Source organism: Streptomyces sp. NPDC039609 (assembly GCF_055596705.1).
The window spans coordinates 448,461-470,992 of the sequence record NZ_JBVIUJ010000008.1; the positions used below are offsets into that span (position 1 = coordinate 448,461).

Genomic DNA, 22,532 nt, shown 5'->3' on the forward strand with positions numbered 1-22,532 from the left:
ACGGCTTGATGAAGCCCCCGCGGTCACGCGCTGACGAAGCGCTCCGCCTCTGCGCCACGCAGGCGGCCGCCGGGCAGTCGGCGACCGAAGGCGAGGAGCAGCAGGTCCTGCGCGTTGCCGGTCACCGGTGCACCACTGCCGAATGACCAGTCGAGGTCGTCGGCGCGGAGGGCGATCCCGCCGAGGTCGGCGCCGAAGAAGCGGGCGCCTCGGGGGGTGACCCGCGCGAGGACGGTGCGCAGTCGGCCCTCCGGTACGCGTCGCTCGAGACCGAGGGCGACGGTGATGTCGAGGCCGTGGATCACGTCGTGGGCGAGCGCCATCGCGTGACCGCCGACCGGCGGCTTCCAGGGGTGGTCGGCGTTGTCACGCAGGGAAGCGGCCAGCTCCTCCGCTTTCAGGCCGGCGGTGTCGTGGCGCGCGAGACGGTCGGCCATGCGGTCGAGGCTGCCGCGGCTCCTGACGAGCTCGGCGGCGATGCGCGGGACGGAGTGACGCATGGCCATGGTCATGTGGGCGGCCACCTCCCGCACCCGCCATCCCGCGCAGAGACTGGGCGTGTCCCACTGCGCGTGCGTGAGAGTGCCGAGGAGGGCGGCGAGCTCGCGGCGTTCGGAGGCGATGTCGTCTCTGATTCCCATGGCTTCAGCCTGGGCGCGGGGTCTCCATAAGTCCAAGACATGCATCTTCTGGTTTCTAGAATCACTGGTTATGGAACTTCGTCAGCTGCGGTACTTCGTGACGGTGGTCGAGGAGGCCAACTTCACCCGGGCCGCCGCGCGCCTCCATGTGGCGCAGCCGGGGGTCAGCGCGCAGATCGCGCAGCTCGAGCGGGAGCTGGGTCAACGGCTGCTCGACCGGTCGGGGCGCGCGGTCACGCCGACGGAGGTGGGGGCGGCGGTGCTGCCGTACGCGCGGGCGGCTCTGGCCGCCGTCGACGCGGTACGGGAGACGGTCGCCGAGTTCACGGGGCTGTTGCGGGGGCGGGTGGCGATCGGGATCGTGTCGGGAGCCGCCGCTCACGCGTTCGACATGGCGGGGCTGCTGGCCGACTTCCACGCCTCGCATCCCGAGGTGGAGATCGCGCTCACCGAGGACACGTCGGCGCGGATGCTGGGCGCGCTGCGCGCCGGTGAGCTCGACATCGCGATGGTCGGTCTCGCGGAAGCGGGGCCGCTGCCGGGACTCGCGCTGCGGCTGGTGGTCGACGAGCCGCTGGTCGCCGCGGTGACCTCGGGCGACGAGCTGGCGAGCGAGGGCGGGGAGCTGGCGCTCTCCGCGTTGCGCGGCCGACGGCTGATCTGCCTGCCGCGTGGGACGGGGGTGCGTGGGGTCCTCGACCGGCTGTGCGCGGAGTCGGGCTTCGCCCCGCATGTGGCCTTCGAGGCGGCCGCGCCCCATCTGCTGGCGCAGCTGGCGGCGCGGGGGCTGGGGGTGGCGGTTCTTCCGGCGCGTCCGGAGGAGGCGGCGGCGCTCTCGGGGCTACGGCTCCGGCCGCTGGCCGATCCACGCGCGCGTGGCCGCGTCGCCCTGGCCTGGCGCACCGAGGGCCCGTCCGGCCCGGCCGCCAAGGCGGTCCTGGATCTTTTGCACGAGGCGCTCCCGGTACCGGGTGGAACACCACAGTGAGGTCGAGTCCCAGCCGGTGGTGGCCACCGGCTCCGTCGGGGCTGCGCCGTACCGCCGCACCCGTGGGCACCTTACGGACCGGGAGCCTGCGCCCGGCAGGGGCGCGCCGTCCGTTGTGCCCCACCCTCCGCAGCCTTCGTGCGGGGAGGGGACCCGCAGGCCCAGCGGAACAGCTGTCCACAACAGGGGTAAGCGGGGGTTGAGGGTGCGCCCGCCCCGGCGGAACGGGTGCCCACAGCCGGCGTGGGAAGGTCGAGGATGGGCGCCGCCCCTGCGGGCCCCGTCCGGCCGGCCTGGCCAGGTCGGCATCCGAGCTGGCAGGATCGCGCCATGCTCCAGTCGTTCTCCCGTGCGGTCCGTCGTCGCCTGCTCCCGGTGTCGGCGGCGGTTCTGGTGGTGTGCGGGCTGCTCGTCTGGTGGCTGGTTCCTTTCGGTACGCCCGCGCCCAGTGGACAGGTCACATTCAGTACGGGAGTCCCCACCGGCGTCTACCAGCGGTACGGCGAGCTCTTGCAGCAAGCCCTCGCCCGTGATCTGCCGGACGTCTCGATAGCGCTCCGGAACAGCGAGGGCTCCCAGCAGAATCTCGCGCGGCTGGCATCCGGCGAGGCGGACTTCACCATCGCGACCTCCGATGCCGTGGCGCAGTACCAGCGGGACCGGAAGCCCGGGTTCGACCAGCTGCGCGGCTGTGCCCGCCTCTACGACGACTACGTTCAGCTCGTCGTCCGCAAGGGAGCCCCCGTGCGGTCGGTCGCCGACCTGCGCGGGCTGCGGGTCGGCGTCGGTCAGGAGGGCTCCGGGGTCCGGCTCATCGCGGACCGGGTCCTCGCGGCAGGGGGCCTCACTCCCGACGTCGACATCAAGCCGGTGTCGGCCGGCATCGACACGATGCCGGGCCTCCTGGAGCGCGGGCAGCTGGACGCGTTCTTCTGGTCCGGCGGTCTGCCCACCCAAGCCGTCCAGGAACTCTCCGAGCGCCTTCCGGTACGGCTCGTTCCGCTGGACGCGACGCTGGTCGACAACCTCCACGACGTCGGCGAGTCGAACCGCCACTACCGCTCCGCCGTCATCCCGGCCGACGCCTACACCCGCGCGCAGGACGGACAACCGGTGGAGACGCTCGCCGTCGCGAACCTCCTCGTGACGACCGACGCGTCGGATTCGTCGCTCGTGGAGGGTTTCACCCGCACAGTGATCAGAAGCCGTGACCGGATCGGCGGCCAGGTGCACCCGGCCCAGCTGGTCGATCTGCGGACCGCCATCTATACGGAGCCCTTGGCCCTGCACGAGGGCGCCCAGCGCTACTACCGCTCCGTGAAGCCGTAAACCGCAGTCGCAGTCGCAGACAGTGGCCGCGGCAGCAGCCGATTGCCGTATGCCCTACGCCGTGAACCGCAGGCCGCCAGCCGCCGGCCACGAACCGCGAGCCCCAAACGCCAAGCCCCGAGCCCCGAGCCGTACCCCCAAGGACCAACACCGCCCCCTCACCGCCCCTGCGGCCCCGTCCTCGGCACCGTGACCGTCACCCGCAGCCCGTGCGGCTCGTTCGGTGCGTACGCGATCGAGCCACCCCCTGCCGCCAGCAGGACCCGGGAGATGGACAGCCCCAGGCCCGAGCCCTTGATGTTCTGGTGTCGGTTGCTGCGCCAGAAACGGTCGCCGACCCGTTCGAGCTCCTCGCCCGTCAGCCCCGGGCCGTGGTCCGCCACCACGATCGTGCAGGTGTCTCCACCGGACGCGACGGCGACCGTCACCTCCTCGCCCGACGGCGTGAACTTCAGCGCGTTGTCGATCACCGCGTCCAGCACGCTGGAGAGCGCCACCGGGTCCGCCCACGCCGTCACCGCGCGCCGTTCGCCGCTCAGCCGCACGCCCTTCTCCTCGGCGAGCGGCCGCCAGGCGGACATCCGCTCGGCCGCCAGCGCGCCGATGTCGGTGAGCCGAAGATCGGCGGCTGCGTGCTCGGCGAGCGCCAGATCGAGCAGGTCGTCGAGGACCTGTGCGAGCCGCTTGCCCTCGGTGCGTACGGAGGCGATCTCCTCGTTTCCCTCGGGCAGTTCGAGGGCGAGCAGCTCGATGCGCAGCAGCAGCGCGGAGAGCGGGTTGCGCAACTGGTGGGAGGCGTCGGCGACAAAGGCCCGCTGCTGTTCCAGCACGTCCTCGACGTTGTCGGCCATCTCGTTGAACGAGCGGGCCAGTCGGCGCAGTTCGGGCGGACCACCCGTCTCGGCCACCCGGGAGTTCATCTGACCGGTGGCGATGTCGTGCGTGACGGCGTCGAGGACCCGGACCGGTCGCAGCACCCAGCCGGTGAGCCGGAAGGCGGCGCCGACGGCGAGCAGCATCGCCGCGAACTCGCCCGCCGCGATGATCAGCCAGCCGTGCAGGATGCGCGAACGCAGCTGCCCGGTGGGCGAGTCGGTGACCACGACGGCGACGACGTCACCGTCCCGTACGACGGGCGAGGCGATGGTGAGGCGGGCGTTCGGCTGCCAGGGCCAGACCTGCGGCGGGTCGTGGCTGCGGCGTCCGAGCAGCGCCTCCTGGAAGGCCCTGCGGCCCTCGCCCTCGTCGGGTACGCCCCAGTCCGAGGGAGCGGCGGCCATGGCCCGGTAGTCGCGGTAGAAGATGCCGGTACGAATGCCGTACACGTCGTGGTAGCTGTCGAGTTCGCCGCGCAGCGTCGTACGGCGCTCGTCGATCCCGGGGTCGGTCTCGCTGACGAACTGCGCGAGCGCGGCGAACCGCGCCGCGTCGTCGAGCCGGTCGACGATCACCCGCTGCTGCTCGGCCGCGGCCAGGCTGGCGGCGAGCGGGAAGCCGAGGGCGAGCAGCACCCCGGCCATCAGGACGAGGAGAAGCGGGAGGAGGCGGGTGCGCACGTGGGGCCCGGGCGGCTACGCGGCCGGGACGACCAGGCGGTAGCCGACGCCACGCACGGTCTCGATCAGGGCGGGCATGGCCAGCTTGGAGCGCAGCGAGGCGACATGCACCTCGAGCGTGCGGCCGGTCCCCTCCCAACTGGTGCGCCAGACCTCGCTGATGATCTGCTCGCGCCGGAAGACCACACCGGGCCGCTGGGCGAGCAGGGCCAGCAGATCGAACTCCTTGCGGGTGAGCTGCACGGCGGCGCCGTCGACGCTGACCCGGCGGGTGGGCAGCTCGATGACAACGGATCCGAGCCGTAGCGCCGCGTCGTCGCCGGCCGCGCCGGACTCCTCGCCACTGGCCGTACGCCGGCTGACGGCGTGGATCCGGGCGAGCAGTTCCCCGGTGTCGTACGGCTTGACCACGTAGTCGTCGGCCCCGAGATTGAGCCCGTGTATGCGGGAGCGCACGTCCGCCCGCGCCGTCACCATGATCACGGGGGTGGCGGTGAGCTTACGGATCCGGCCGCAGACCTGGTACCCGTCCTGGTCGGGCAGGCCGAGGTCGAGCAGGATCACCCCGTACGAAGGCCGCTCTCCGTGCGCGGCGGGCAGGACGGCCTGCAGCGCCTCCTCGCCGTTTCGAGCGTGCGTGACCGTGAACCCGTGCTTCGCCAGTACGGCTGACAGAGCCGCGGCGACATGGTCGTCGTCCTCGACGAGCAGAAGTCTCATGGCCCCCCTCCGGTGGCTTCGTGATCGTGTGACGGTGATGGCTATCTGTGTACCAGGGTGTACCAACGCATGAACGCCGATCGTCGCCGTCACAGTCAAGTGTCCCCCTGTAGCCCCGGGGTTTCTGTTATGCACCCGGTACGCCACCGGGCGTCCTGTTCACGCAGTGTGTCCGGTTGCGGCCGTATCGTTATCCTCAATTTCCGCTCAGATGTAATGACGCTGGTAGCACCGCGTGCCTAGTGTCCTCCCCAACCGAGGAGGACGGAGCAAGAGCCGATGAGCGGAGTGTCAGTGACCAAGGGCTCGGAAGACGCCGTACAGGCGGCGGGCGACCTGGTCGTGCTGTCCAACGTGAACAAGCACTTCGGCGCGCTGCATGTGCTCCAGGACATCGACCTGACCATCGCCCGTGGCGAGGTCGTGGTCGTCATCGGACCCTCCGGGTCCGGTAAGTCCACGCTGTGCCGCACGATCAACCGCCTGGAGACGATCGACTCCGGCCACATCACCATCGACGACCGGCCACTGCCCCAGGAGGGCAAGGAGCTGGCCCGGCTGCGCGCCGACGTCGGCATGGTCTTCCAGTCGTTCAACCTCTTCGCGCACAAGACGGTGCTCGAGAACGTGATGCTGGGGCAGGTCAAGGTCCGCAAGACCGCGAAGGGGGCTGCCGAGGCCAAGGCCCGCGCACTGCTCGACCGGGTGGGTGTCGGCACGCAGGCCGACAAGTACCCGGCGCAGCTCTCCGGCGGTCAGCAGCAACGCGTGGCGATCGCACGGGCGTTGGCGATGGACCCGAAGGTCATGCTGTTCGACGAGCCGACGTCTGCGCTCGACCCCGAGATGATCAATGAGGTCCTCGAGGTCATGCAGCAGCTGGCGCGCGACGGAATGACGATGGTGGTCGTCACCCACGAGATGGGTTTCGCCCGTTCCGCCGCCAACCGCGTGGTGTTCATGGCGGACGGCAAGATCGTCGAGCAGGCCACGCCGGACGAGTTCTTCAGCAACCCGCGCAGCGACCGGGCGAAGGACTTCCTTTCGAAAATCCTGCACCACTGACGACGGTCAGCCCTCATGATTCACCCTGCCGACCAACAACCCACGAACCAAGGGATGTTCACCATGAAGCTCCGCAAGTCCGCGGCCGTGGCCATCGCCGTGCTCGCGCTCACCGCGACCGCCTGTGGTGGCAAGGAGGGCTCGGCCGGCGACAAGCCCGCCGTGAAGCCCGGCGACTCGAGCGCCCCCCAGCTCCCCAAGTACATCGTCGCCACCGATGTGAAGCTGGAGTCGCCCACCTTCAAGGAGGCGCAGAAGCGCGGCAAGCTGGTCATCGGCTCCAAGGCCGACCAGCCGTACCTCGGCTTCGAGGACCAGGCCACGAAGGAGCGGTCCGGCTTCGACGTCGAGATCGCCAAGATGATCGCGGCGGAGCTCGGCTTCACCGAGGACAAGATCGAGTGGAAGACCGTCGACTCCAAGTCCCGTGAGACGGCGATCTCCAAGGGTTCGGTCGACTACTACGTCGGTACGTACACGATCAACGACAAGCGCAAGGCGCAGGTCGGCTTCGCGGGTCCGTACTACAAGGCCGGCGCCGACCTCCTGGTCCGCAAGGACGAGACCGCGATCACCGGTCCGGAGACCCTCAAGGGCAAGAAGGTCTGCTCCATCACGGGCTCCACCCCGCTGCAGGAGATCAAGAAGCCGCAGTACGGCGCCGAGACCACCGAGCTCGCCAAGTACTCGGACTGCGTGCAGCAGCTGCTGACCAAGCAGGTCGACGCCGTCACCACCGACGACTCGATCCTCAAGGGCTACGCGGCCGCCAACGCCGGCAAGCTCAAGGTGGTCGGCAAGCCGTTCACCGAGGAGCCCTACGGTGTCGGCGTGCCGAAGGACGACACGGTCCTGCGCAACAAGATCAACGACATCCTTGAGAAGTACACCAAGGACGGCACGTACAAGAAGATCTACGAGGCGACTCTGGGTCTCTCCGGCTCCGCGTACGTCGAGCCGCCGGCGGTCAACCGCTACTGATCGCCCGCTTGGACGCGAGCGCCCCGTACGGGTGTACGGGGCGCCGCTCCCCCTGCGCGCGCACGCCCGCCCCTGCCTTGCCCGTCTGCCTTGTCCGTAGGCCGCTGACCGCCGACGCGGAGACCTCATGAACGTACTGCTCGACCATTTCCCGGAGTTCCGCGACGGCTTCATAGGAACCGTGTCGATCACCGCCGTCAGCTCGGTCATCGCGCTGGTCCTCGGCATCATCGTCGCCGGCTTCCGGGTCTCGCCCGTGCCGCCCCTGCGCTTCTTCGGCACCCTCTGGGTCACCCTGCTGCGCAACACCCCGCTGACGCTGCTCTTCCTGGTCTCGTTCTTCGTCATCCCGGAGATCCTCTTCCCGGGTATGAGCCCGTTCGTGCTCGGCTCGCTCGCGCTCGGCTTCTACACCTCCGCGTTCATCTGCGAGGCCGTCCGGTCCGGCATCAGCACGGTGCCGCTCGGACAGGCGGAGGCCGCCCGCTCGCTCGGTATGACGTTCTCCCAGACCCTGCGGATGATCGTGCTGCCGCAGGCCACCCGGACCGTGCTGCCGCCCCTGAGCTCGATCTTCATCGCACTCACCAAGAACTCGGCCATCGCGGGCGCCTTCAGCGTCACCGAGCTCTTCGGCTGGCAGACGCTGATGAGCGAGCAGGGTTACGACATCATCCCGATCTTCGTCTGGGTCGCCGCCGCGTACCTCGTCGTCACCTTCACCATCAGCGGGATCTTCCGTCTCCTTGAGCGCCGCATGGAGGTCGCCCGATGAGTGCCAGTGTTCTGTACGACACCCCGGGCCCCAAGGCACGCGTCCGCAACCGGATCTACGCCGTCGTGGGCACCCTCGCCATCGTCGCGCTGATCGCCGTGAGCGTCGTCCGGCTGAGCGAAAAGGGTCATCTCGACCCCGCGATGTGGGACATCTTCAACTACGCGGGCATCCGGCAGAACATCGCCGACGCCGTCATCGCCACCCTGAAGGCGTTCGGTCTCGCGGCGGTCGGCTCGATCGTCCTCGGTGTCCTCCTGGCCGTCGCCCGGCTCTCCGACCACAAGCCGGTCCGTCTGCTGGCCACCGGCTTCATCGAGGTCTTCCGCTCGATCCCGCTGCTGATCACGATCTACGCCGTGTGGGTCGGTTTCCTGGTCGACTACTCGATGTGGGCGCTGGCGCTCGGCCTGTCGGTCTACAACGGCTGTGTGCAGGCCGAGGTCCTGCGCGCCGGCGTGAACGCGGTTCCCAAGGGGCAGCGCGAGGCCGCGTACGCCCTGGGCATGAGCAAGACCCAGGTCATGACGACGGTCCTGATGCCGCAGGCCGTCCGGGCCATGCTGCCGACGATCATCAGCCAGCTGGTGGTCACCCTGAAGGACACGTCGCTCGGCTTCGTGATCCTCTACCCCGAGCTGCTCCAGACGGCCCGCCTGATCGCCTCCAACACGCAGGTCAACGGCCAGTACCCGTATGTGTCCACCATCGTGGTCATCGGCATCATCTACATCGCGATGTGTCTGGCGCTCTCCGCGCTCGCCACGTGGATCGAGAAGCGGGGCCGTCGGGCGAAGACGGGGATCCTGGCTTCCGACTCCGCCGCGAAGGAGGTCGTGCTCACCGCCGACGCCGGTCAGGCCTTCGGGAACACGGTCGGCGGCGGCGCGGGCGGCGCCGACGGGCCTGGTATCACGAAGAACTGACAGTATGTGACATCATCCGGGGGCAGTGGCGGTCGCGCCGCTGCCCCCGTCGCTTGACGCAAGCACCCGCAATGGGTTGCATACGTTCTGTGATCACGCACCGGGCTCGCGCCACACTTCGCTGTGCTACCCGCATGACCGAACGGCCTTCAGGAGCCGCGCCGTGGACCCGGTGATCATCGTCGGCGCGGGGCCCGTGGGCCTCGCGCTCTCCCTTGCCCTGGCCTCGCAGGGCGTGCCCAGCGTCGTCCTCGACGAGGGGCCCGGCAAGGAGGAACCCCGCCCCGCCCGCACGGTCGTGCTGCGCGCCGACATGGCGGCCATGGTGGAGCGCCTCGGCTGCGCCACCCTCCGTGACGAGGGGGTCCGCTGGGTCGGCTGGCGCTCACTGCGCCGCAAGCAACAAATGAGGCACATCGAGCTGAGCCTCGGTCTCGGCGGTACGGAGAGTGACGGCGAGGGCCCCGCCGCTCCCCTGCACATCCCCCAGCACGCTCTCACGCGGGGACTGCGCGACGCGATCGCCGGGCAGGCGCTCATCCAGCTGGTACCCGAGGCGCGGCTGGACACCATCGAGCAGGATGCGAGCGGTGTCACCGCGCACACCCGCGGTCCCGGCGGGACCTGGTGGCGCGGCAGTCATCTGGTCGGCTGCGACGGCGCCCGCTCCACGGTGCGCAAGCTTCTCTCGATCCGCTTCCCGGGGCGTACGGCGGTGGAGCGCCACGCGGTCGCCGCGCTGCGCACCGAGCTCCCCTGGCCGGGCGAGGCCCTGTTGCACCGTCAACCGCCGTGGCGGGGCGGTGGCGAGGAGGTCACGGCACGGCCGCTGCCGGACGGTGTCTGGCGGATCGACTGGCTGCTGCCACCGCGCGGGGACCTCGTCACCCCGGACGTGCTCGTCTCCAGGATCCGCGACACCCTGGCCGGCTGGTGCGGCGGGGAGACTCCTCCGTACGAGTTGATCGACACCGGCGTCCACACCCTGCACCACCGGCTCGCGCGGCGCTGGCGGGTGGAACGGGTCTTCCTCGCGGGCGACGCCGCCCATCTCCTCGGCGCCGTGGGCACCCAGTGCCTCGACGAGGGGCTGCGGGACGCCGACAACCTGGCCTGGAAGCTCGCGTACGCCTGGCACCACGGGGCCTCGGACACACTGCTCGACAGTTACCAGAGCGAGCGGCGGGCGGCGGTGGCCTCCCGGCTGCGGGCCGCCGACCAGTCACTGCCCGTGCTGCGCGGCGGCGGGGGGCTGCGGACGTATCTCTCGGGCGGCACACGGAGCCACGACAGTCTGCTGACCGATGGGCATCTGGGGCGCGGCCCGCTGGGCGCGCCCCCCGCGTATCCGCACTCCCCCCTCGCGCCCCAGGACGCCGGTGTGTCCCAGGTGGCGGTGGGTACGGACGAGGGCGCACCGGTCGAGGACGTCCGGGTGACCGCGCCGGACGGCACGACCGTACGGCTCCGGGACCGGCTGGGGCAGGGGCGGCTCCTGGTGGTCCTGGTCGCGCCCGGAACGGGTGTGTGGGACCGGCGGCACTGGATGAGCGCGGGCGTGATGCCCCGACTCGTGGAGGCGGTACGGGCGCTGCCGGTGAAGGCCGAGTTGCTGGTGACCGAGGCGTATCCGGGAGCCGCGGCCCACACCGTCCTGCTGGTACGGCCGGACGGCCATCTGGTCGCCTCGTTCCCCGGGGTCCGGCCGGACGAGCTGTACGCGGCGGCGGACGCGACGCGGGGTGGCAAGGCGGCCGAGCCCGAGCCGCGCAGGACCGCACCCAAGGCTCCCCCTGCTACCAAGAACACCCCCGCGTCCGGGTCCGGGCCTGGCGCGAAGCCCGCATCCCAGGCCGTCGCCAAGCCCATGTCCACGTCGGTGCCCAAGTCCGTGCCCAAGTCCGTGTCCGAGAAGAGCGACCGCACCGCGGACATCAATTGACCCTCGTGGGCGCACATGGTGTACTCCGGAGCGTGACCGACACCGATGTGCGCCTGTGGCGGAGGGTCCATATGGACCTCGTCCGCTACGCGGGCTGCGTGTGTCGCCCGTCCTGCTGAATTCGCCCCTCCCTTCGCGTGCCCTTCGCCGCTGACGTCGGCGTACGTGTCGCGCGCTTCTTCCGCGAACCCTCAGGATGGTCTTCCGTGTCCCAGCATGTCTCCGCGACTTCAGCGCCTGCCGCTGTCTCATCCGGCTCCTTCGCGCCCACTGCCGCCGACCTTCTGGACTTCGTCCGCCGTACCGCCGCCGACACCGGACTGATCGACTCCCTCCCGCTCGACCCGGAGGGGCGTACGTGGGTACGGCTCGACGGCCCCGGCGGCAGCGAGGCGTGGCTGATCGGCTGGCCGCCCGGGACGGGCACCGGCTGGCACGACCACGCCGAGTCGCAGGGCGCGTTCGCCACCGCGCGCGGCACCCTGAAGGAGAACTCGCTGGCGGTACGGCTGCCGTCGAGCGGCTGGAAGACCCTGGAACTGGCCGACGGGGTCGACCGCGAACGGCGGTTGCCGGAGGGCAAGGGGCGCGCGTTCGGGCAGCACCATGTGCACGAGGTGCTCAACGAGTCCCGTGACACGCATGCCGTGTCCGTGCACGCGTACTATCCGCCGCTCCCGCTGCTCCGGCGCTTCAGCCGCTCGGGCGCGGTGCTCCGTCTTGAGCAGGTCGAGCGCCCGGAGGACTGGCAGTGAGCGAGCGGAACGAGGCCGAACGGGTGGGAATCGACGAGTTGTTGGAGCGAGTCAGGTCCGGCCTGGACCGGATCGAGCCCCGTGCGGCCCACGAGGCGTACGAGGCGGGTGACGCGCTCCTGGTGGACACCAGGTACGCGGCGCTGCGCGAGCGGGACGGGCTGGTCCCCGGCGCGCTGATCGTGGAGCGCAACGAGCTGGAGTGGCGGCTGGACCCGCTGGGCAGTCATCGCGCGGCGGAGGCGAACAGCCACGACCTGCGGGTGGTCGTTTTCTGCAACGAGGGGTACGCGTCCTCGCTGGCGGCCGCGTCGCTGCGGCAGCTGGGTCTGCACCGTGCGACCGATGTGATCGGCGGCTTCCAGGCGTGGAAGGCTGCGGGCCTGCCGGTGCTGCTGCCCGCGGCGCGGGGGTAGCCCGCGCGTACGGTCGGTGGCCCGCCGTGCGCGGGCCAGCTGCCGACCTCGCCGTGCGCGGGCCAGCTGCCGACCTCGCCGTGCGCGGGCCAGCTGCCGACCTCGCCGTGCGCGGGCCGTCTGCCGTCCTCGCCGTGCGCGGGTCGGCTGGTGTACCGCCGCGAACCGGCCGCTGCTCCGCCGCACACGGGCTGGTGTACCGCCGCGAACGGGCCGGCGCTCCGCCACACACGGGTGTGTACCGCCCACACGGTCGGCTAGAAGGGGTCGTCCAGCCCCTCCGTGTCCTCGCCCTCTTCCTCCAGGGCCTGGCGGACGACCCGGAGCGCCATGCCCTCCGCGTAACCCTTGCGGGCGAGCATCCCCGCGAGCCGCCGCAGCCTGCGGTCGCGGTCGAGGCCGCGGGTGGCACGGAGCTTGCGGTCGACGAGCTCGCGCGCGGTGATCTCCTCCTGCTCGGAGTCCAGCTGCCCCACCGCCTCCTGGATCAGCGAGGGGTCGACGCCCTTCGTGCGCAGCTCGCGGGCGAGGGCCCGTCGGGCGAGTCCGCGACCGTGGTGCCGGGACTCCACCCAGGCGTCCGCGAAGGCGGCGTCGTCGATGAGCCCCACGTCCTCGAAGCGCGAGAGCACTTCCTCGGCGACCTCGTCGGGGATCTCGCGCTTGCGCAGGGCGTCGGCGAGCTGCTTGCGCGTGCGGGGGGTCCCGGTGAGCAGGCGCAGGCAGATCGCCCGCGCCCGCTCAGCCGGATCCTGGGGCGACAGCTCTTTCTCGGCCCTCGACGAGTCGGAGCTGTCGCCCGGCCATTCGGTGCGACCGGTCACAGCGTCAGCTCTTGGCCGCCGGGGCCTTGGTCGCCTTGGTGGCCTTTGCCGCCGGGGCGGACTTGGCCGTCTCGTCCGTCGCCGCCGGCTCCGCGCCACCCGCGGCGTCCGTGCCCGCCTCGGCCGTGGCGGCCTCCGGCTTGACCCCGACGCCGAGCTTTTCCTTGATCTTCTTCTCGATCTCGTCGGCGAGGTCGGGGTTGTCCTTCAGGAAGTTACGGGCGTTCTCCTTGCCCTGGCCGAGCTGGTCGCCCTCGTACGTGTACCAGGCGCCGGCCTTGCGGACGAAGCCGTGCTCCACGCCCATGTCGATCAGGCCGCCCTCACGGCTGATGCCCTGGCCGTAGAGGATGTCGAACTCGGCCTGCTTGAACGGCGGCGCGACCTTGTTCTTGACGACCTTGACGCGCGTGCGGTTGCCGACCGCGTCCGTGCCGTCCTTGAGGGTCTCGATGCGGCGGATGTCGAGACGCACCGAGGCGTAGAACTTCAGGGCGCGGCCACCGGTCGTGGTCTCCGGCGAGCCGAACATGACGCCGATCTTCTCACGGAGCTGGTTGATGAAGATCGCGGTGGTCTTGGACTGGTTGAGCGCGCTGGTGATCTTCCGGAGGGCCTGGCTCATCAGACGAGCCTGCAGACCCACGTGCGAGTCGCCCATCTCGCCCTCGATCTCCGCACGCGGAACGAGCGCGGCGACGGAGTCGATGACGATCAGGTCGAGGGCGCCGGAGCGGACCAGCATGTCGACGATCTCGAGGGCCTGCTCACCGTTGTCCGGCTGGGACAGGATGAGGTTGTCGATGTCGACGCCGAGCTTCTTGGCGTATTCGGGGTCGAGGGCGTGCTCGGCGTCCACGAACGCCACCTGACCGCCGGCCTTCTGGGCGTTGGCGACGGCGTGCAGGGTCAGGGTCGTCTTACCGGAGGACTCCGGTCCGTAGATCTCAACGACACGGCCGCGCGGCAGACCGCCGACGCCGAGGGCGACGTCGAGGGCGGTCGAGCCGGTGGAGATCACCTCGATCGGCTCCTGGGTGCGGTCGCCCATGCGCATCACGGCGCCCTTGCCGAACTGCCGTTCAATCTGAGCGAGGGCGGCTTCGAGGGCCTTCTCGCGGTCGGTACCTGCCATGGGTTCCACCCGGTTTGCTTGAGTCGATCGCTTCATGTGAAAGACGCTAACCCCTGCCACTGACAACGGGCCCCGCCGTCCCTCCGACCTGTGGATAACTCGCCCACAACCCCGCGATTCCAAGGGCCGGAATCCCATAAGAATGCATGTTCGATTTTAGTGTCAAGCGCACCACGCGAGGCCTGTCGCACCCGCCTATCCTTCCTGACATGGCCCTCCCCTTCCGCGTCCGACGCGGCCGCATGTCGCCGCGGGCCGCCGATGCTGTCGTGGCTCTGGTCGTCGCCCTCGTCGTCGCCGTCTGGACGCTGGTGTCCGCGCAGTACACGAGCGAGCCCGCGGGCCGCACCGCCATCGGCTGGGCGCTGATCGCGGTCGGGTGCGGGGCACTGTGCTTCCGGCGGCGGGCTCCCGTCACGGTCGCGGTCGTCACGCTCGTCGCCTGCGTGGCCTACTACCCCGTGTCCGCGCAGGACGGGCCCCTGATGATCACCTTCGCGCTCGCGCTCTACACCACGGCCGCGGAGGGCCGCTTCGCCGCCGCCGTCGCGCTCGCCGCCGTCACGCTGTTCGCCGTCGGGATCGGAGAGATCCGTCAGTCGCCCGGACACCGCCAGATCGACGACACCTCGCTCGCGATGCTGGCCGGCTGGCTGATCAGCCTGGTCGCCGTCGGCCGAGCGCAGCGGACCCGGCTCGCCTATCTGCGCGAGGTGGAGCAGCGGGCGCTGGCGGCCGAGCGCGAGCAGGAGGCGCGGGCCCGGCAGAGCGCCACCGAGGAACGGCTGCGGATCGCCCGGGAGCTGCACGACGTCCTCGGCCACAGCATCTCGCTCATCAACGTCCAGTCCGGCGCGGTGCTGCACCGGCTCGGCAAGAAGCCGGATCCCGATGTCGCGCTGGCCGCGGCGGAGGAGGCGCTCGAGGCCGTGAAGGCCACCAGCAAGGACGCGCTGCGTGAGCTGCGCGCGACGCTCGGAGTGCTGCGCCAGGCCGACGAGGCCGCGCCGACCTCGCCGACCTCCGGGCTCGCCCTGCTCGGCGAACTGGTCGAGCGGGCCAGGAGCACCGGCCTCGACGTCCGTACCGAGCTGACCGGGACGCCCGTACCGCTGGCGCCTCCGGTCGATCTCGCCGCGTACCGGATCGTGCAGGAGTCGCTGACCAATGTCACCCGGCATTCCGGGGCCCGTACCGCCACGATCGCGCTCGACTGGCGTGCGGACGAGCTGCGCCTGCGGATCGAGGACGACGGCGAGGGGGCTCCGGAGGAGCAGCCGCTGGGGAGCGGCATCCGCGGTATGGCCGAGCGCGCCCGGGCCTTCGGCGGCGATCTGACCGCGCACAGCACCGCCGGGGGCTTCCGGGTCGACGCCCGGCTGCCACTCGAAGCACCGGCATCCACGACCACCACGTCCAAGGGGGACCCTCGATGATCCGCGTCGTACTCGCCGACGACCAGACCCTGGTACGGGCGGGCTTCCGCTCGATCCTGACCGACGAGGACGACATCGAGGTGGTCGGGGAGGCCGCCGACGGTGAGCGGGCGATCACGCTCGCACGCGAACTGCGCCCGGACGTGGTCCTGATGGACATCCGGATGCCGGGCCTGGACGGTCTGGAGGCCACCCGCCGGATCACCGCCGACGCCCGGCTCGCAGAGGTCAAGGTGGTGATCCTGACCACCTTCGACGTCGACGACTACGTCTACGGAGCGCTGCGTGCCGGAGCGAGCGGCTTCCTCGTGAAGGACACCGAGCCCATGGAACTGCTGCACGGGGTACGGGTGGTGGCTCGCGGCGACGCGCTGATCGCCCCGGCCGTGACCCGTCGGCTGATCGCCGAGTTCGCCGGCCGCTCGAAGCAGCCCGATCCCAGCCCTCGCTTGAACGCGCTCACCGAGCGCGAGCGCGAGGTGATGGGCCTGGTGGGCGCGGGGCTCTCCAACGACGAGATCGCGCAGCGGCTCGTCCTGTCCCCGGCGACGGCGAAGACGCATGTCAGCCGGATCATGACCAAGCTCGACGTCCGGGACCGGGCGCAGCTGGTGATCCTGGCGTACGAGTCAGGGATGATCACGCCCGGCTGGCTGGGGTGACACAGAAGTCCTGCCGCCCCCGGGCTTGATCCACCACCCCTAGGGGGCACGCACGCGTGGACGCAACTCCTGGGGTACGCGCGCGTGGGGCGGCGCAACCGCGGGGGTACGCCCGGTGTCCACCGCCGGGCGACGCCGACCCCGTAGCCGTACGCCGACGCTGGCTGCGTGAATCCAGACGTCCTCGATCTCGCCCGGTTGCAGTTCGCCCTCACGGCGGGCGGACACTTCCTCTTCGTCGCCCTCACCCTGGGGCTCGCGACCGTCGTCGCCGTCGTCCAGACCGTGGCGACGATCGGACGGAAGCCTCTGCACGCGCGCATGGTCCGGTTCTGGGGCCAGCTCTACATCATCAATTACGCGGTCGGGATCGTCACCGGCATCGTGATGGAGTTCCAGTTCGGCATGAGCTGGAGCGGGCTCACCCACTACGCGGGCAATGTGTTCGGCGCCTCGCTCGCGGTCGAGACGATCGTCGCGTTCTTCGTCGAGTCGACCTTTCTGGGTCTGTGGATCTTCGGCTGGCACCGCTTCAACCGATGGGTGCATCTGGCGATGATCTGGGTCGTCACGCTGACCGCGTACCTCTCCGCGTACTGGATCCTCGTCTCCAACGGCTTCCTCAACAACCCGGTCGGGCACCGGACCGAGGGCGGCAAGCTGGTCCTGGACGATCCGGTGGCGGTGCTGACCAACCCCTCGGCCCTGCTGGCCTTCGGCCACATATTCGCCGGGGCGCTGCTGACGGCCGGCTTCTTCGTCGCGGGCGTGAGCGCGTACCACCTCTTCCGGCGCACGCCCGAGTGGGAGTTCTTCGGCCGGAGCCTGCGGATCGGGGTGTTCCTCTCCTTCCCCGCCCTCATGGTCACCGCCGCCTTCGGTGGCATCCAGTTGGGCTCACTGCGCACCCTCCAGCCCATGAAATCGGCCGTGTTCAGCCAGAATGCCGCCGACATCGCGCGGATCCAGGCGGACATGGTCGCCCGCTTCGGGCCCGGCGACTACATCCCCTCCGAGGCATGGACCCGTGGCGGCGGTCTGGTCATGCTCATCTGCTTCGGCCTGATGATGTACTTCACCCTCGCCGGCGTGATCCTGGCCTGCTTCAAGAAGGTCGTCTTCCGCTTCCGGCTCTGGCATCTGACCCTGATGATCGCGGTGCCGCTGCCCTATGTCGCGATGATCAGCGGCTGGGTCTTCCGTGAGGCAGGCCGCCAGCCCTGGGTCGTGTACGGGCTGCTGAAGACCGAGGACGCGGTCTCCGACCTCTCCCCCGGCACCATGCGCGCCTCCCTGATCGTCTTCACCACCCTCTTCGCGCTGCTCGTCGTCCTCAATGCCTGGCTCCTCGCCCGATGGGCCCGCCGGGGCCCCGTCGACGAGGGTCTCGGCCACGACGACCGGGGCGGGCCCGAGGACGAGGACGCCACCGACTCCCTGCCCGCCACGAGCTACTGAGGAGCCGACGTGGAATCCCTAGCCATCGCCCTGCTCGCCTTCTTCGCCACCGGCTACTTCGTGCTCGCAGGCGCGGACATCGGGACCGGGATGCTGACCCCGTACCTCGGCCGCACCGACCACGAACGGCGGCTCGTCATCGCCTCCTTCGCACCGTTCTTCCTGGGCAACGAGGTGTGGCTGATCGCCACGGCCGGTGTGCTCGTCGGCTGCTTCCCCGATCTCGAGGGGGAGCTGCTGACCGGCCAGTTCGCGGTGCTCGTCCCCCTGCTGGCCGGCTGGATCGTCCGTGACATCGGGCTGTGGTCGCGCGGCCGTGGCCGCGGTCGCGTCTGGCGCGCGGTGTGCGACGGTGCGGTGGTGTGCGGCAGTTGGACGCTCGCGCTGACCTGGGGCTGGCTGCTGGCGGCGCTCCTCACCGGCACGCCGGACGAGACCGCCACCGGCCCCGCCGCGATCCTCGTCGCCCTCGCCACGGCCGCCCTGTTCGCCGCACACGGACTGGGCTTCGCCATGCTCCGGCTGACCGGCCTCCCGTACGAACGCGCCCGACTGCTCGTGGGCCGGACCGGCCGTCCCTGGCAGTCCTTCGCCCTCACGGCCGCCCTCCTGGGCGTGCTGCCGCTGCTGGCCGGAAGCGCGCTCCCGCTCACCGATCGGGCCGCGGACGGCACGACCCTCACCCTCCTCGTTCCCGCGCTGCTCGTCGTCACCCCGTTCCTCGTCGCCGCCCAGGTGTGGACCTGGTGGACCTTCCGGCACCGGGTGACCCGCCCCTCGTACCTCTAGCTCCTCCAACTCCCAGAAGGAGAAACGACCATGACCGTCACGCGGGACACCGATCCCACGGCCGACCCGGCGAACCCACCGACCCCGACGCCCCGGCGGGGCAGCGTCTTCGAGCGCCTGGCCGCCTTCTCGTACCGCCACCGCTGGTCCGCCGTGCTGCTGTGGGTCGTGGTCGTGGCCGCCGCGACCGGTGCCTCGACGATCGCCGGCAGCGCGTACCACAACGACTTCTCGCTGCCCGGCACCGATTCCCAGGCGGCACGGACCGTCCTGGAACGGCACGGCTCCGCGCAGGCCACGGACGCGACACTGCAGATCGTCGTCAAGGACGAGGACGGCATCCGCGAGAAGACGGTCCACGCGCGCGTGGAGGGGCTGCTCGACAAGGTCGAGGGGCTTCCCGGGGTGACCGACGTCCGCAGTCCGTACGAGGACGGCGCGGCCGTCTCCCGGGACGGAACGGTCGCCTACGCCACCGTCACCCTCGACGGGGAGGCGGAGAACACGGACCGCACCGAGGTACTGAAGATCATCGAGACCGTGCGCGCGGCGCAGGGCGACGGGCTGACCACCGCTGTCGGCGGCGACGCGGCACGCGGCGCCGAGGAGGGCGGAGGCGGCGCGGCCGAGGGCGCGGGCATGCTCGGCGCGCTGGTCATCCTGGTCTTCCTGTTCGGCTCGCTGGTCGCGGCCAGCCTGCCGGTGGTCACCGCGATCTTCGCCGTCGGCAGCTCCATCGGGCTGATCGCGCTCGCCTCGCACCTCGCCGACGTCGCGGACTTCACCCCGCCGATCATGATGCTGGTCGGTCTCGGCGTCGGCATCGACTACGCGCTGCTGATCTTCTCCCGCTACCGCGGCGAGCTTCTGCACGGCGCCGAGCCCGAGCGAGCCGCCCGGACCGCGCTCGACGCGGCGGGACGCACGGTGTTCTTCGCGGGTTGCACGGTGATCATCGCGCTGATGGGTCTCGTCGCGCTCGGACTCGGCTCGCTGCAGGGCGTCGCCCTCGCCGTCGCCCTGACCGTCCTGGTCACGATGGCCGCCTCGCTCACCCTGCTCCCGGCGCTCCTCGGGATCTTCGGCCGGCGGATCCGGCGCCAGGTGGCCAAGCGGGCCGCGAAGTCGACACGCCCGGAGGGCGCCCGGTGGCGCGGCTGGGCGACGGCGGTGCAGAAGCGGCCGTGGGCGGCGCTGCTCGTCTCCGTCGCGGTGCTCGGGGCGCTCGCGACGCCCGCGCTCGACATGCGGCTGGGCTTCGCCGACGCGGGCAACGACGCCCCGGCGAAGTCGAGCAGGCAGGCGTACGACCTGCTGGCCGAGGGGTTCGGGCCCGGGTTCAACGGGCCGCTGATCGTGGTCGCGGACGGCGGCGGCGAGCGCACGGCGGTCGCCCTGCGCCAGGCCCTGGAGAACACCGACGGCATCGCGGCCGCCACGGCGCCCATCCCGACGAAGGACGCCTCCGTCTCGACCGTCATCGCCTTCCCCGACTCGGCCCCGCAGGCGGAGGCGACCTCGGAGCTCGTCGAGCGGCTGCGGTCGGACGTCCTGCCGCCGCTGGAGCGGGAGACCGGCGCCGATCTGCTGGTGGGTGGGCCGACGGCGGCGACCGAGGACTTCGCGTCCACCGTCGCCGACCGGATGCCGCTGTTCGTCGCGATCGTCGTGGGTCTCTCCGCGCTCCTGCTGCTCCTCGTCTTCCGGTCCGTGCTCATCCCGGTGAAGGCCGCGCTGCTCAACCTGATCAGCATCGGGGCTGCGCTCGGGGTCATCACGCTGGTCTTCCAGCACGGCTGGTTCGGGGTGCAGCCCGGGCCGATCGAGGCGTTCATCCCCGTCATGATCTTCGCCATCGTCTTCGGTCTGTCGATGGACTACGAGGTCTTCCTGCTCTCCCGGATCCACGAGGAGTGGGAGCGCACCAAGGACCCGCAGCACGCGGTCCGCGAGGGTCTCGCCGCGACCGGCAAGGTCATCACGGCCGCCGCGGCGATCATGATCGTGGTGTTCGCGGCCTTCGTCCTGAGCCCCGACCGGATGCTCCAGCAGTTCGGTCTCGGGCTGGCCGTGGCGATCCTGCTGGACGCGGTGGTCATCCGGTGTCTCATCGTGCCGGCGGTGATGCAGCTGCTCGGCCGTCGCGCGTGGTGGCTCCCGGCCCCGCTGCGGCGGGTCCTGCCGACGGTACGGCTGGAGCGCGACTGACGCCCGGGCCGGCGGTCACCCGGCCGGCGGTCACCCAACCCTGGCCGGCGGGCCGGCCATCGGGCTTGGCGCGGGTCAGGGGCGGGTCAGGCGCGGGTCAGGCGCGGTCCGGCAAGCGGGCCGGGCGCGCGCGGGGCGCGACTCAGGCGCCGTCCCGGGAGGACGCTTCCTCCGGGGACGGCGCCGGCCCGTGGTCCTTCCGCTGGTGCAGCGCCTTCTGCAGCCGGGCGACGACCGCCTCCCCGTAGCGCCGGTGGCCGTGGACACGCGGATCGTCGGTGACGTCGTACCGCTTCACATAGGCACCGAGGAACGCCTGCAGCGTGGCGACGGCCGGGATGGCGATCAACGCGCCGACGGCACCGAGCAGCGCCGTACCGGCGATCACCGAGCCGAAGGCCACCGCCGGGTGGATGTCCACGGTCTTGGACGTCAGCTTCGGCTGGAGGACGTAGTTCTCGCACTGCTGGTAGACCACGACGAAGACCAGCACCCACAGCGCGTACCAGGGGTCCTCGGTGAACGCGATCAGCATGGGCAGCGCGCCCGCCAGATACGTGCCGATGGTGGGGATGAACTGCGAGACCAGGCCGACCCAGACCGCCAGCGCGGGCGCGTACGGCACCCCGAGGATCTCCAGCAGGACGTAGTGCGCGACTCCGGAGATCAGCGCCATCAGTCCGCGGGAGTAGAGGTAGCCGCCGGTCTTGTCGACGGCGATCTCCCAGGCCCGCAGCACCTCGGTCTGGCGGGCCGGCGGCAGGACCGAGCACAGGGCGCGGCGCAGCCGGGGACCGTCGGCCGCGAAGTAGAACGAGAACAGGAAGATCGTCAGCAGCTTGAAGAGACCGCCGAGGACGGTCGCCGAGACGTCGAGGACGCCGGTCGCGCTGTTCTGCACGTACTTCCGCAGCCAGTCGGAGCGGAGCACGCTGTCCTGCACCTCGACACGGGAGAGCTCGGTGTGGAAGGTCTGGTTCATCCAGTTGATCAGCGAGTCGAGGTACTTCGGGAAGTTCTCGACCATGTCGACGATCTGGCCGGCCAGCATCGACCCGAGCAGCACCACGAAGCCGATGCCGACGACCATGACGGTGAAGAAGACGAGGAACGTGGCGAGGCCGCGGCGCATCCCCCGGGCGGCCATGCGCCCGACGGCCGGTTCGATGGCGAGGGCGAGGAAGAACGCGACGAGGATGTTGATGAGGAGCCCGATGAGCTGGTGGAAGGCCCAGCTGCCGAGCTGGAAGCAGGCGTAGAGCGCGAGGGCCAGCAGCAGCGCGCGCGGCAGCCAGCGGGGCATCCGCGCCGCGGATCCGGCCGAGGCGGGGCCGGAGCCGATGGGCCCGGCCCCGCCGGCTCCGGCGGCGGCCGAGCCGGGCGCCGAAGGGGCCGGCGCGGGAGACGCCGGTACGGAGGGCGAGCCGGTGGACGGGGCCGGCACGGACGGCCCCGGCGCGGCCGCGGGCTCACCCCCAGGGGCTCTCATCGGGGCGCCGCGCACGGCCGTGCGCATCGTCGGCCCCGTCTCCGGGGCGCTCGCGGTCACGGTCTGGTCGGAGGTTCCGCCGAGGGTCGCGTCGAAGGTCCCGTCGGGAGTCGTCTTGTCGTTCTCGTCGGTGTCGTCAGTCGCAGCCACCCCGCCAGTCTCGCGTACGGCGCGGACATTCCGCCCCGGCCGGGGCTCAGCGCTTGTCGGCCGGTACGTCGACTGCCGAGCAGACCGCCCGCCACACGTCCTTCGCCTCCCAGCCGGCGTCCAATGCCTCGCGCACCGTACGGCCGCCCAGTTCCGACATCACATGGTCCCTGGCGAAGGACTCGGCGTACGACGCACCGAAGTGGTCCGCCATCCGCTCCCAGAAAATCGTCAACCGCATGAACCCAGTATCCCGCTCCCAAGAGTGCAGCCCGGTCCGTAAGCCT

21 protein-coding genes and 1 pseudogene are annotated in these 22,532 nt (G+C 70.9%); 15 read left to right on the plus strand and 7 right to left on the minus strand.

All coding sequences use genetic code 11. The features are described from left to right. Positions 1-23: 23 nt before the first annotated feature. Entirely contained in the window at positions 24-641 is a 618-nt protein-coding gene (locus ACZ561_RS25805) for a maleylpyruvate isomerase family mycothiol-dependent enzyme (RefSeq protein WP_470999258.1), read from the minus strand. 70 nt (positions 642-711) lie between these two features. Between ACZ561_RS25805 and ACZ561_RS25810 the strand changes: the two genes are divergently transcribed. Both ACZ561_RS25810 and ACZ561_RS25815 read left to right on the plus strand, forming a co-directional pair. After that, positions 712-1,629 carry a LysR family transcriptional regulator gene (locus ACZ561_RS25810; RefSeq protein WP_470999260.1) on the plus strand — a complete coding sequence of 306 codons (918 nt, stop codon included), beginning with the start codon at positions 712-714 and terminating at the stop codon, positions 1,627-1,629. 330 nt (positions 1,630-1,959) lie between these two features. Next, the gene (locus ACZ561_RS25815) at positions 1,960-2,958 is read left to right on the plus strand and encodes a TAXI family TRAP transporter solute-binding subunit (protein ID WP_470999262.1); all 999 of its coding nucleotides are present in this window, start codon (positions 1,960-1,962) and stop codon (positions 2,956-2,958) included. 158 nt (positions 2,959-3,116) lie between these two features. Here the strand turns inward: ACZ561_RS25815 and ACZ561_RS25820 are convergent, their stop codons facing one another. Together ACZ561_RS25820 and ACZ561_RS25825 are read right to left on the minus strand one after the other, a co-directional pair. Next, on the minus strand, positions 3,117-4,514 hold the full coding sequence (locus ACZ561_RS25820; protein ID WP_470999264.1) for a sensor histidine kinase: 1,398 nt from the start codon (positions 4,512-4,514) through the stop codon (positions 3,117-3,119). Between the two features lie 15 nt (positions 4,515-4,529). Further along, a complete protein-coding gene (locus tag ACZ561_RS25825; protein ID WP_470999266.1) occupies positions 4,530-5,234 on the minus strand; it encodes a response regulator transcription factor in 705 nt (234 codons plus the stop codon). Positions 5,235-5,513: 279 nt separating this feature from the next. On the opposite strand from ACZ561_RS25825, the gene ACZ561_RS25830 reads away from it, so the two are divergent. The 8 genes from ACZ561_RS25830 to ACZ561_RS25865 all read left to right on the plus strand — a co-directional run bounded on the left by ACZ561_RS25830 (position 5,514) and on the right by ACZ561_RS25865 (position 12,094). Then, a complete protein-coding gene (locus ACZ561_RS25830) occupies positions 5,514-6,299 on the plus strand; it encodes an amino acid ABC transporter ATP-binding protein (protein ID WP_470999268.1) in 786 nt (261 codons plus the stop codon). 63 nt (positions 6,300-6,362) lie between these two features. Beyond that, positions 6,363-7,280, plus strand: coding sequence for a glutamate ABC transporter substrate-binding protein (locus ACZ561_RS25835; RefSeq protein ID WP_470999270.1), 918 nt, complete (start codon positions 6,363-6,365; stop codon positions 7,278-7,280). A 127-nt stretch (positions 7,281-7,407) separates the two neighbouring features. Then, positions 7,408-8,055, plus strand: coding sequence for an amino acid ABC transporter permease (locus tag ACZ561_RS25840; protein WP_470999272.1), 648 nt, complete (start codon positions 7,408-7,410; stop codon positions 8,053-8,055). After that, a complete protein-coding gene (locus tag ACZ561_RS25845) occupies positions 8,052-8,981 on the plus strand; it encodes an amino acid ABC transporter permease (RefSeq protein WP_470999274.1) in 930 nt (309 codons plus the stop codon). Before ACZ561_RS25840 ends, ACZ561_RS25845 begins: the two co-directional genes overlap by 4 nt. Positions 8,982-9,144: 163 nt before the next feature. Then, a complete protein-coding gene (locus ACZ561_RS25850; protein WP_470999276.1) occupies positions 9,145-10,923 on the plus strand; it encodes an FAD-dependent monooxygenase in 1,779 nt (592 codons plus the stop codon). Between the two features lie 47 nt (positions 10,924-10,970). Next, positions 10,971-11,042, plus strand: coding sequence for a putative leader peptide (locus tag ACZ561_RS25855; protein ID WP_309544753.1), 72 nt, complete (start codon positions 10,971-10,973; stop codon positions 11,040-11,042). 87 nt (positions 11,043-11,129) lie between these two features. Continuing rightward, positions 11,130-11,678: a cupin domain-containing protein gene (locus tag ACZ561_RS25860; protein WP_470999278.1), complete on the plus strand. Its 549-nt coding sequence runs from the start codon at positions 11,130-11,132 to the stop codon at positions 11,676-11,678. Then, positions 11,675-12,094, plus strand: a complete 420-nt coding sequence (locus tag ACZ561_RS25865) for a rhodanese-like domain-containing protein (RefSeq protein ID WP_376439175.1) — start codon at positions 11,675-11,677, stop codon at positions 12,092-12,094. Before ACZ561_RS25860 ends, ACZ561_RS25865 begins: the two co-directional genes overlap by 4 nt. Positions 12,095-12,351: 257 nt before the next feature. Here the strand turns inward: ACZ561_RS25865 and recX are convergent. Both recX and recA read right to left on the minus strand, forming a co-directional pair. Beyond that, positions 12,352-13,023 (minus strand): annotated as a pseudogene (recX, locus tag ACZ561_RS25870) (recombination regulator RecX); the annotation flags it as partial. Continuing rightward, complete coding sequence (gene recA, locus ACZ561_RS25875; RefSeq protein ID WP_376439233.1) at positions 12,923-14,062, minus strand: recombinase RecA; 1,140 nt, start codon at positions 14,060-14,062, stop codon at positions 12,923-12,925. The gene recA and the pseudogene recX, both read right to left, overlap by 101 nt. A gap of 200 nt (positions 14,063-14,262) precedes the next feature. On the opposite strand from recA, the gene ACZ561_RS25880 reads away from it, so the two are divergent. From ACZ561_RS25880 to ACZ561_RS25900, 5 genes are all read left to right on the plus strand, one after another. Further along, complete coding sequence (locus tag ACZ561_RS25880; protein WP_470999280.1) at positions 14,263-15,489, plus strand: sensor histidine kinase; 1,227 nt, start codon at positions 14,263-14,265, stop codon at positions 15,487-15,489. Continuing rightward, complete coding sequence (locus ACZ561_RS25885; protein ID WP_470999282.1) at positions 15,486-16,151, plus strand: response regulator; 666 nt, start codon at positions 15,486-15,488, stop codon at positions 16,149-16,151. Before ACZ561_RS25880 ends, ACZ561_RS25885 begins: the two co-directional genes overlap by 4 nt. Before the next feature lie 168 nt (positions 16,152-16,319). Next, positions 16,320-17,609 (plus strand): cytochrome ubiquinol oxidase subunit I, encoded by a 1,290-nt coding sequence (locus ACZ561_RS25890; protein WP_470999284.1) that lies wholly within the window; start codon positions 16,320-16,322, stop codon positions 17,607-17,609. 9 nt (positions 17,610-17,618) lie between these two features. Next, positions 17,619-18,398 (plus strand): cytochrome d ubiquinol oxidase subunit II, encoded by a 780-nt coding sequence (locus ACZ561_RS25895; protein ID WP_470999286.1) that lies wholly within the window; start codon positions 17,619-17,621, stop codon positions 18,396-18,398. Positions 18,399-18,428: 30 nt separating this feature from the next. Then, positions 18,429-20,606 carry an MMPL family transporter gene (locus ACZ561_RS25900; protein ID WP_470999288.1) on the plus strand — a complete coding sequence of 726 codons (2,178 nt, stop codon included), beginning with the start codon at positions 18,429-18,431 and terminating at the stop codon, positions 20,604-20,606. 142 nt (positions 20,607-20,748) lie between these two features. On the opposite strand, the gene ACZ561_RS25905 is transcribed toward ACZ561_RS25900, so the two are convergent. Together ACZ561_RS25905 and ACZ561_RS25910 are read right to left on the minus strand one after the other, a co-directional pair. Beyond that, positions 20,749-21,909 carry an AI-2E family transporter gene (locus ACZ561_RS25905; protein ID WP_470999341.1) on the minus strand — a complete coding sequence of 387 codons (1,161 nt, stop codon included), beginning with the start codon at positions 21,907-21,909 and terminating at the stop codon, positions 20,749-20,751. 382 nt (positions 21,910-22,291) lie between these two features. After that, positions 22,292-22,486, minus strand: a complete 195-nt coding sequence (locus ACZ561_RS25910) for a DUF3046 domain-containing protein (protein WP_329115157.1) — start codon at positions 22,484-22,486, stop codon at positions 22,292-22,294. Positions 22,487-22,532: the final 46 nt, after the last annotated feature.

Bases quoted from the DNA above. Each gene is read 5' to 3' on its own strand.
- ACZ561_RS25805 (WP_470999258.1), bottom strand. From the start codon at position 641: ATGGGAATCAGAGACGACATCGCCTCCGAACGCCGCGAGCTCGCCGCC.
- ACZ561_RS25810 (WP_470999260.1), top strand. From the start codon at position 712: ATGGAACTTCGTCAGCTGCGGTACTTCGTGACGGTGGTCGAGGAGGCC.
- ACZ561_RS25815 (WP_470999262.1), top strand. From the start codon at position 1,960: ATGCTCCAGTCGTTCTCCCGTGCGGTCCGTCGTCGCCTGCTCCCGGTG.
- ACZ561_RS25825 (WP_470999266.1), bottom strand. From the start codon at position 5,234: ATGAGACTTCTGCTCGTCGAGGACGACGACCATGTCGCCGCGGCTCTG.
- ACZ561_RS25830 (WP_470999268.1), top strand. From the start codon at position 5,514: ATGAGCGGAGTGTCAGTGACCAAGGGCTCGGAAGACGCCGTACAGGCG.
- ACZ561_RS25835 (WP_470999270.1), top strand. From the start codon at position 6,363: ATGAAGCTCCGCAAGTCCGCGGCCGTGGCCATCGCCGTGCTCGCGCTC.
- ACZ561_RS25840 (WP_470999272.1), top strand. From the start codon at position 7,408: ATGAACGTACTGCTCGACCATTTCCCGGAGTTCCGCGACGGCTTCATA.
- ACZ561_RS25845 (WP_470999274.1), top strand. From the start codon at position 8,052: ATGAGTGCCAGTGTTCTGTACGACACCCCGGGCCCCAAGGCACGCGTC.
- ACZ561_RS25880 (WP_470999280.1), top strand. From the start codon at position 14,263: ATGGCCCTCCCCTTCCGCGTCCGACGCGGCCGCATGTCGCCGCGGGCC.
- ACZ561_RS25885 (WP_470999282.1), top strand. From the start codon at position 15,486: ATGATCCGCGTCGTACTCGCCGACGACCAGACCCTGGTACGGGCGGGC.
- ACZ561_RS25900 (WP_470999288.1), top strand. From the start codon at position 18,429: ATGACCGTCACGCGGGACACCGATCCCACGGCCGACCCGGCGAACCCA.
- ACZ561_RS25905 (WP_470999341.1), bottom strand. From the start codon at position 21,909: ATGCCCCGCTGGCTGCCGCGCGCGCTGCTGCTGGCCCTCGCGCTCTAC.
- ACZ561_RS25910 (WP_329115157.1), bottom strand. From the start codon at position 22,486: ATGCGGTTGACGATTTTCTGGGAGCGGATGGCGGACCACTTCGGTGCG.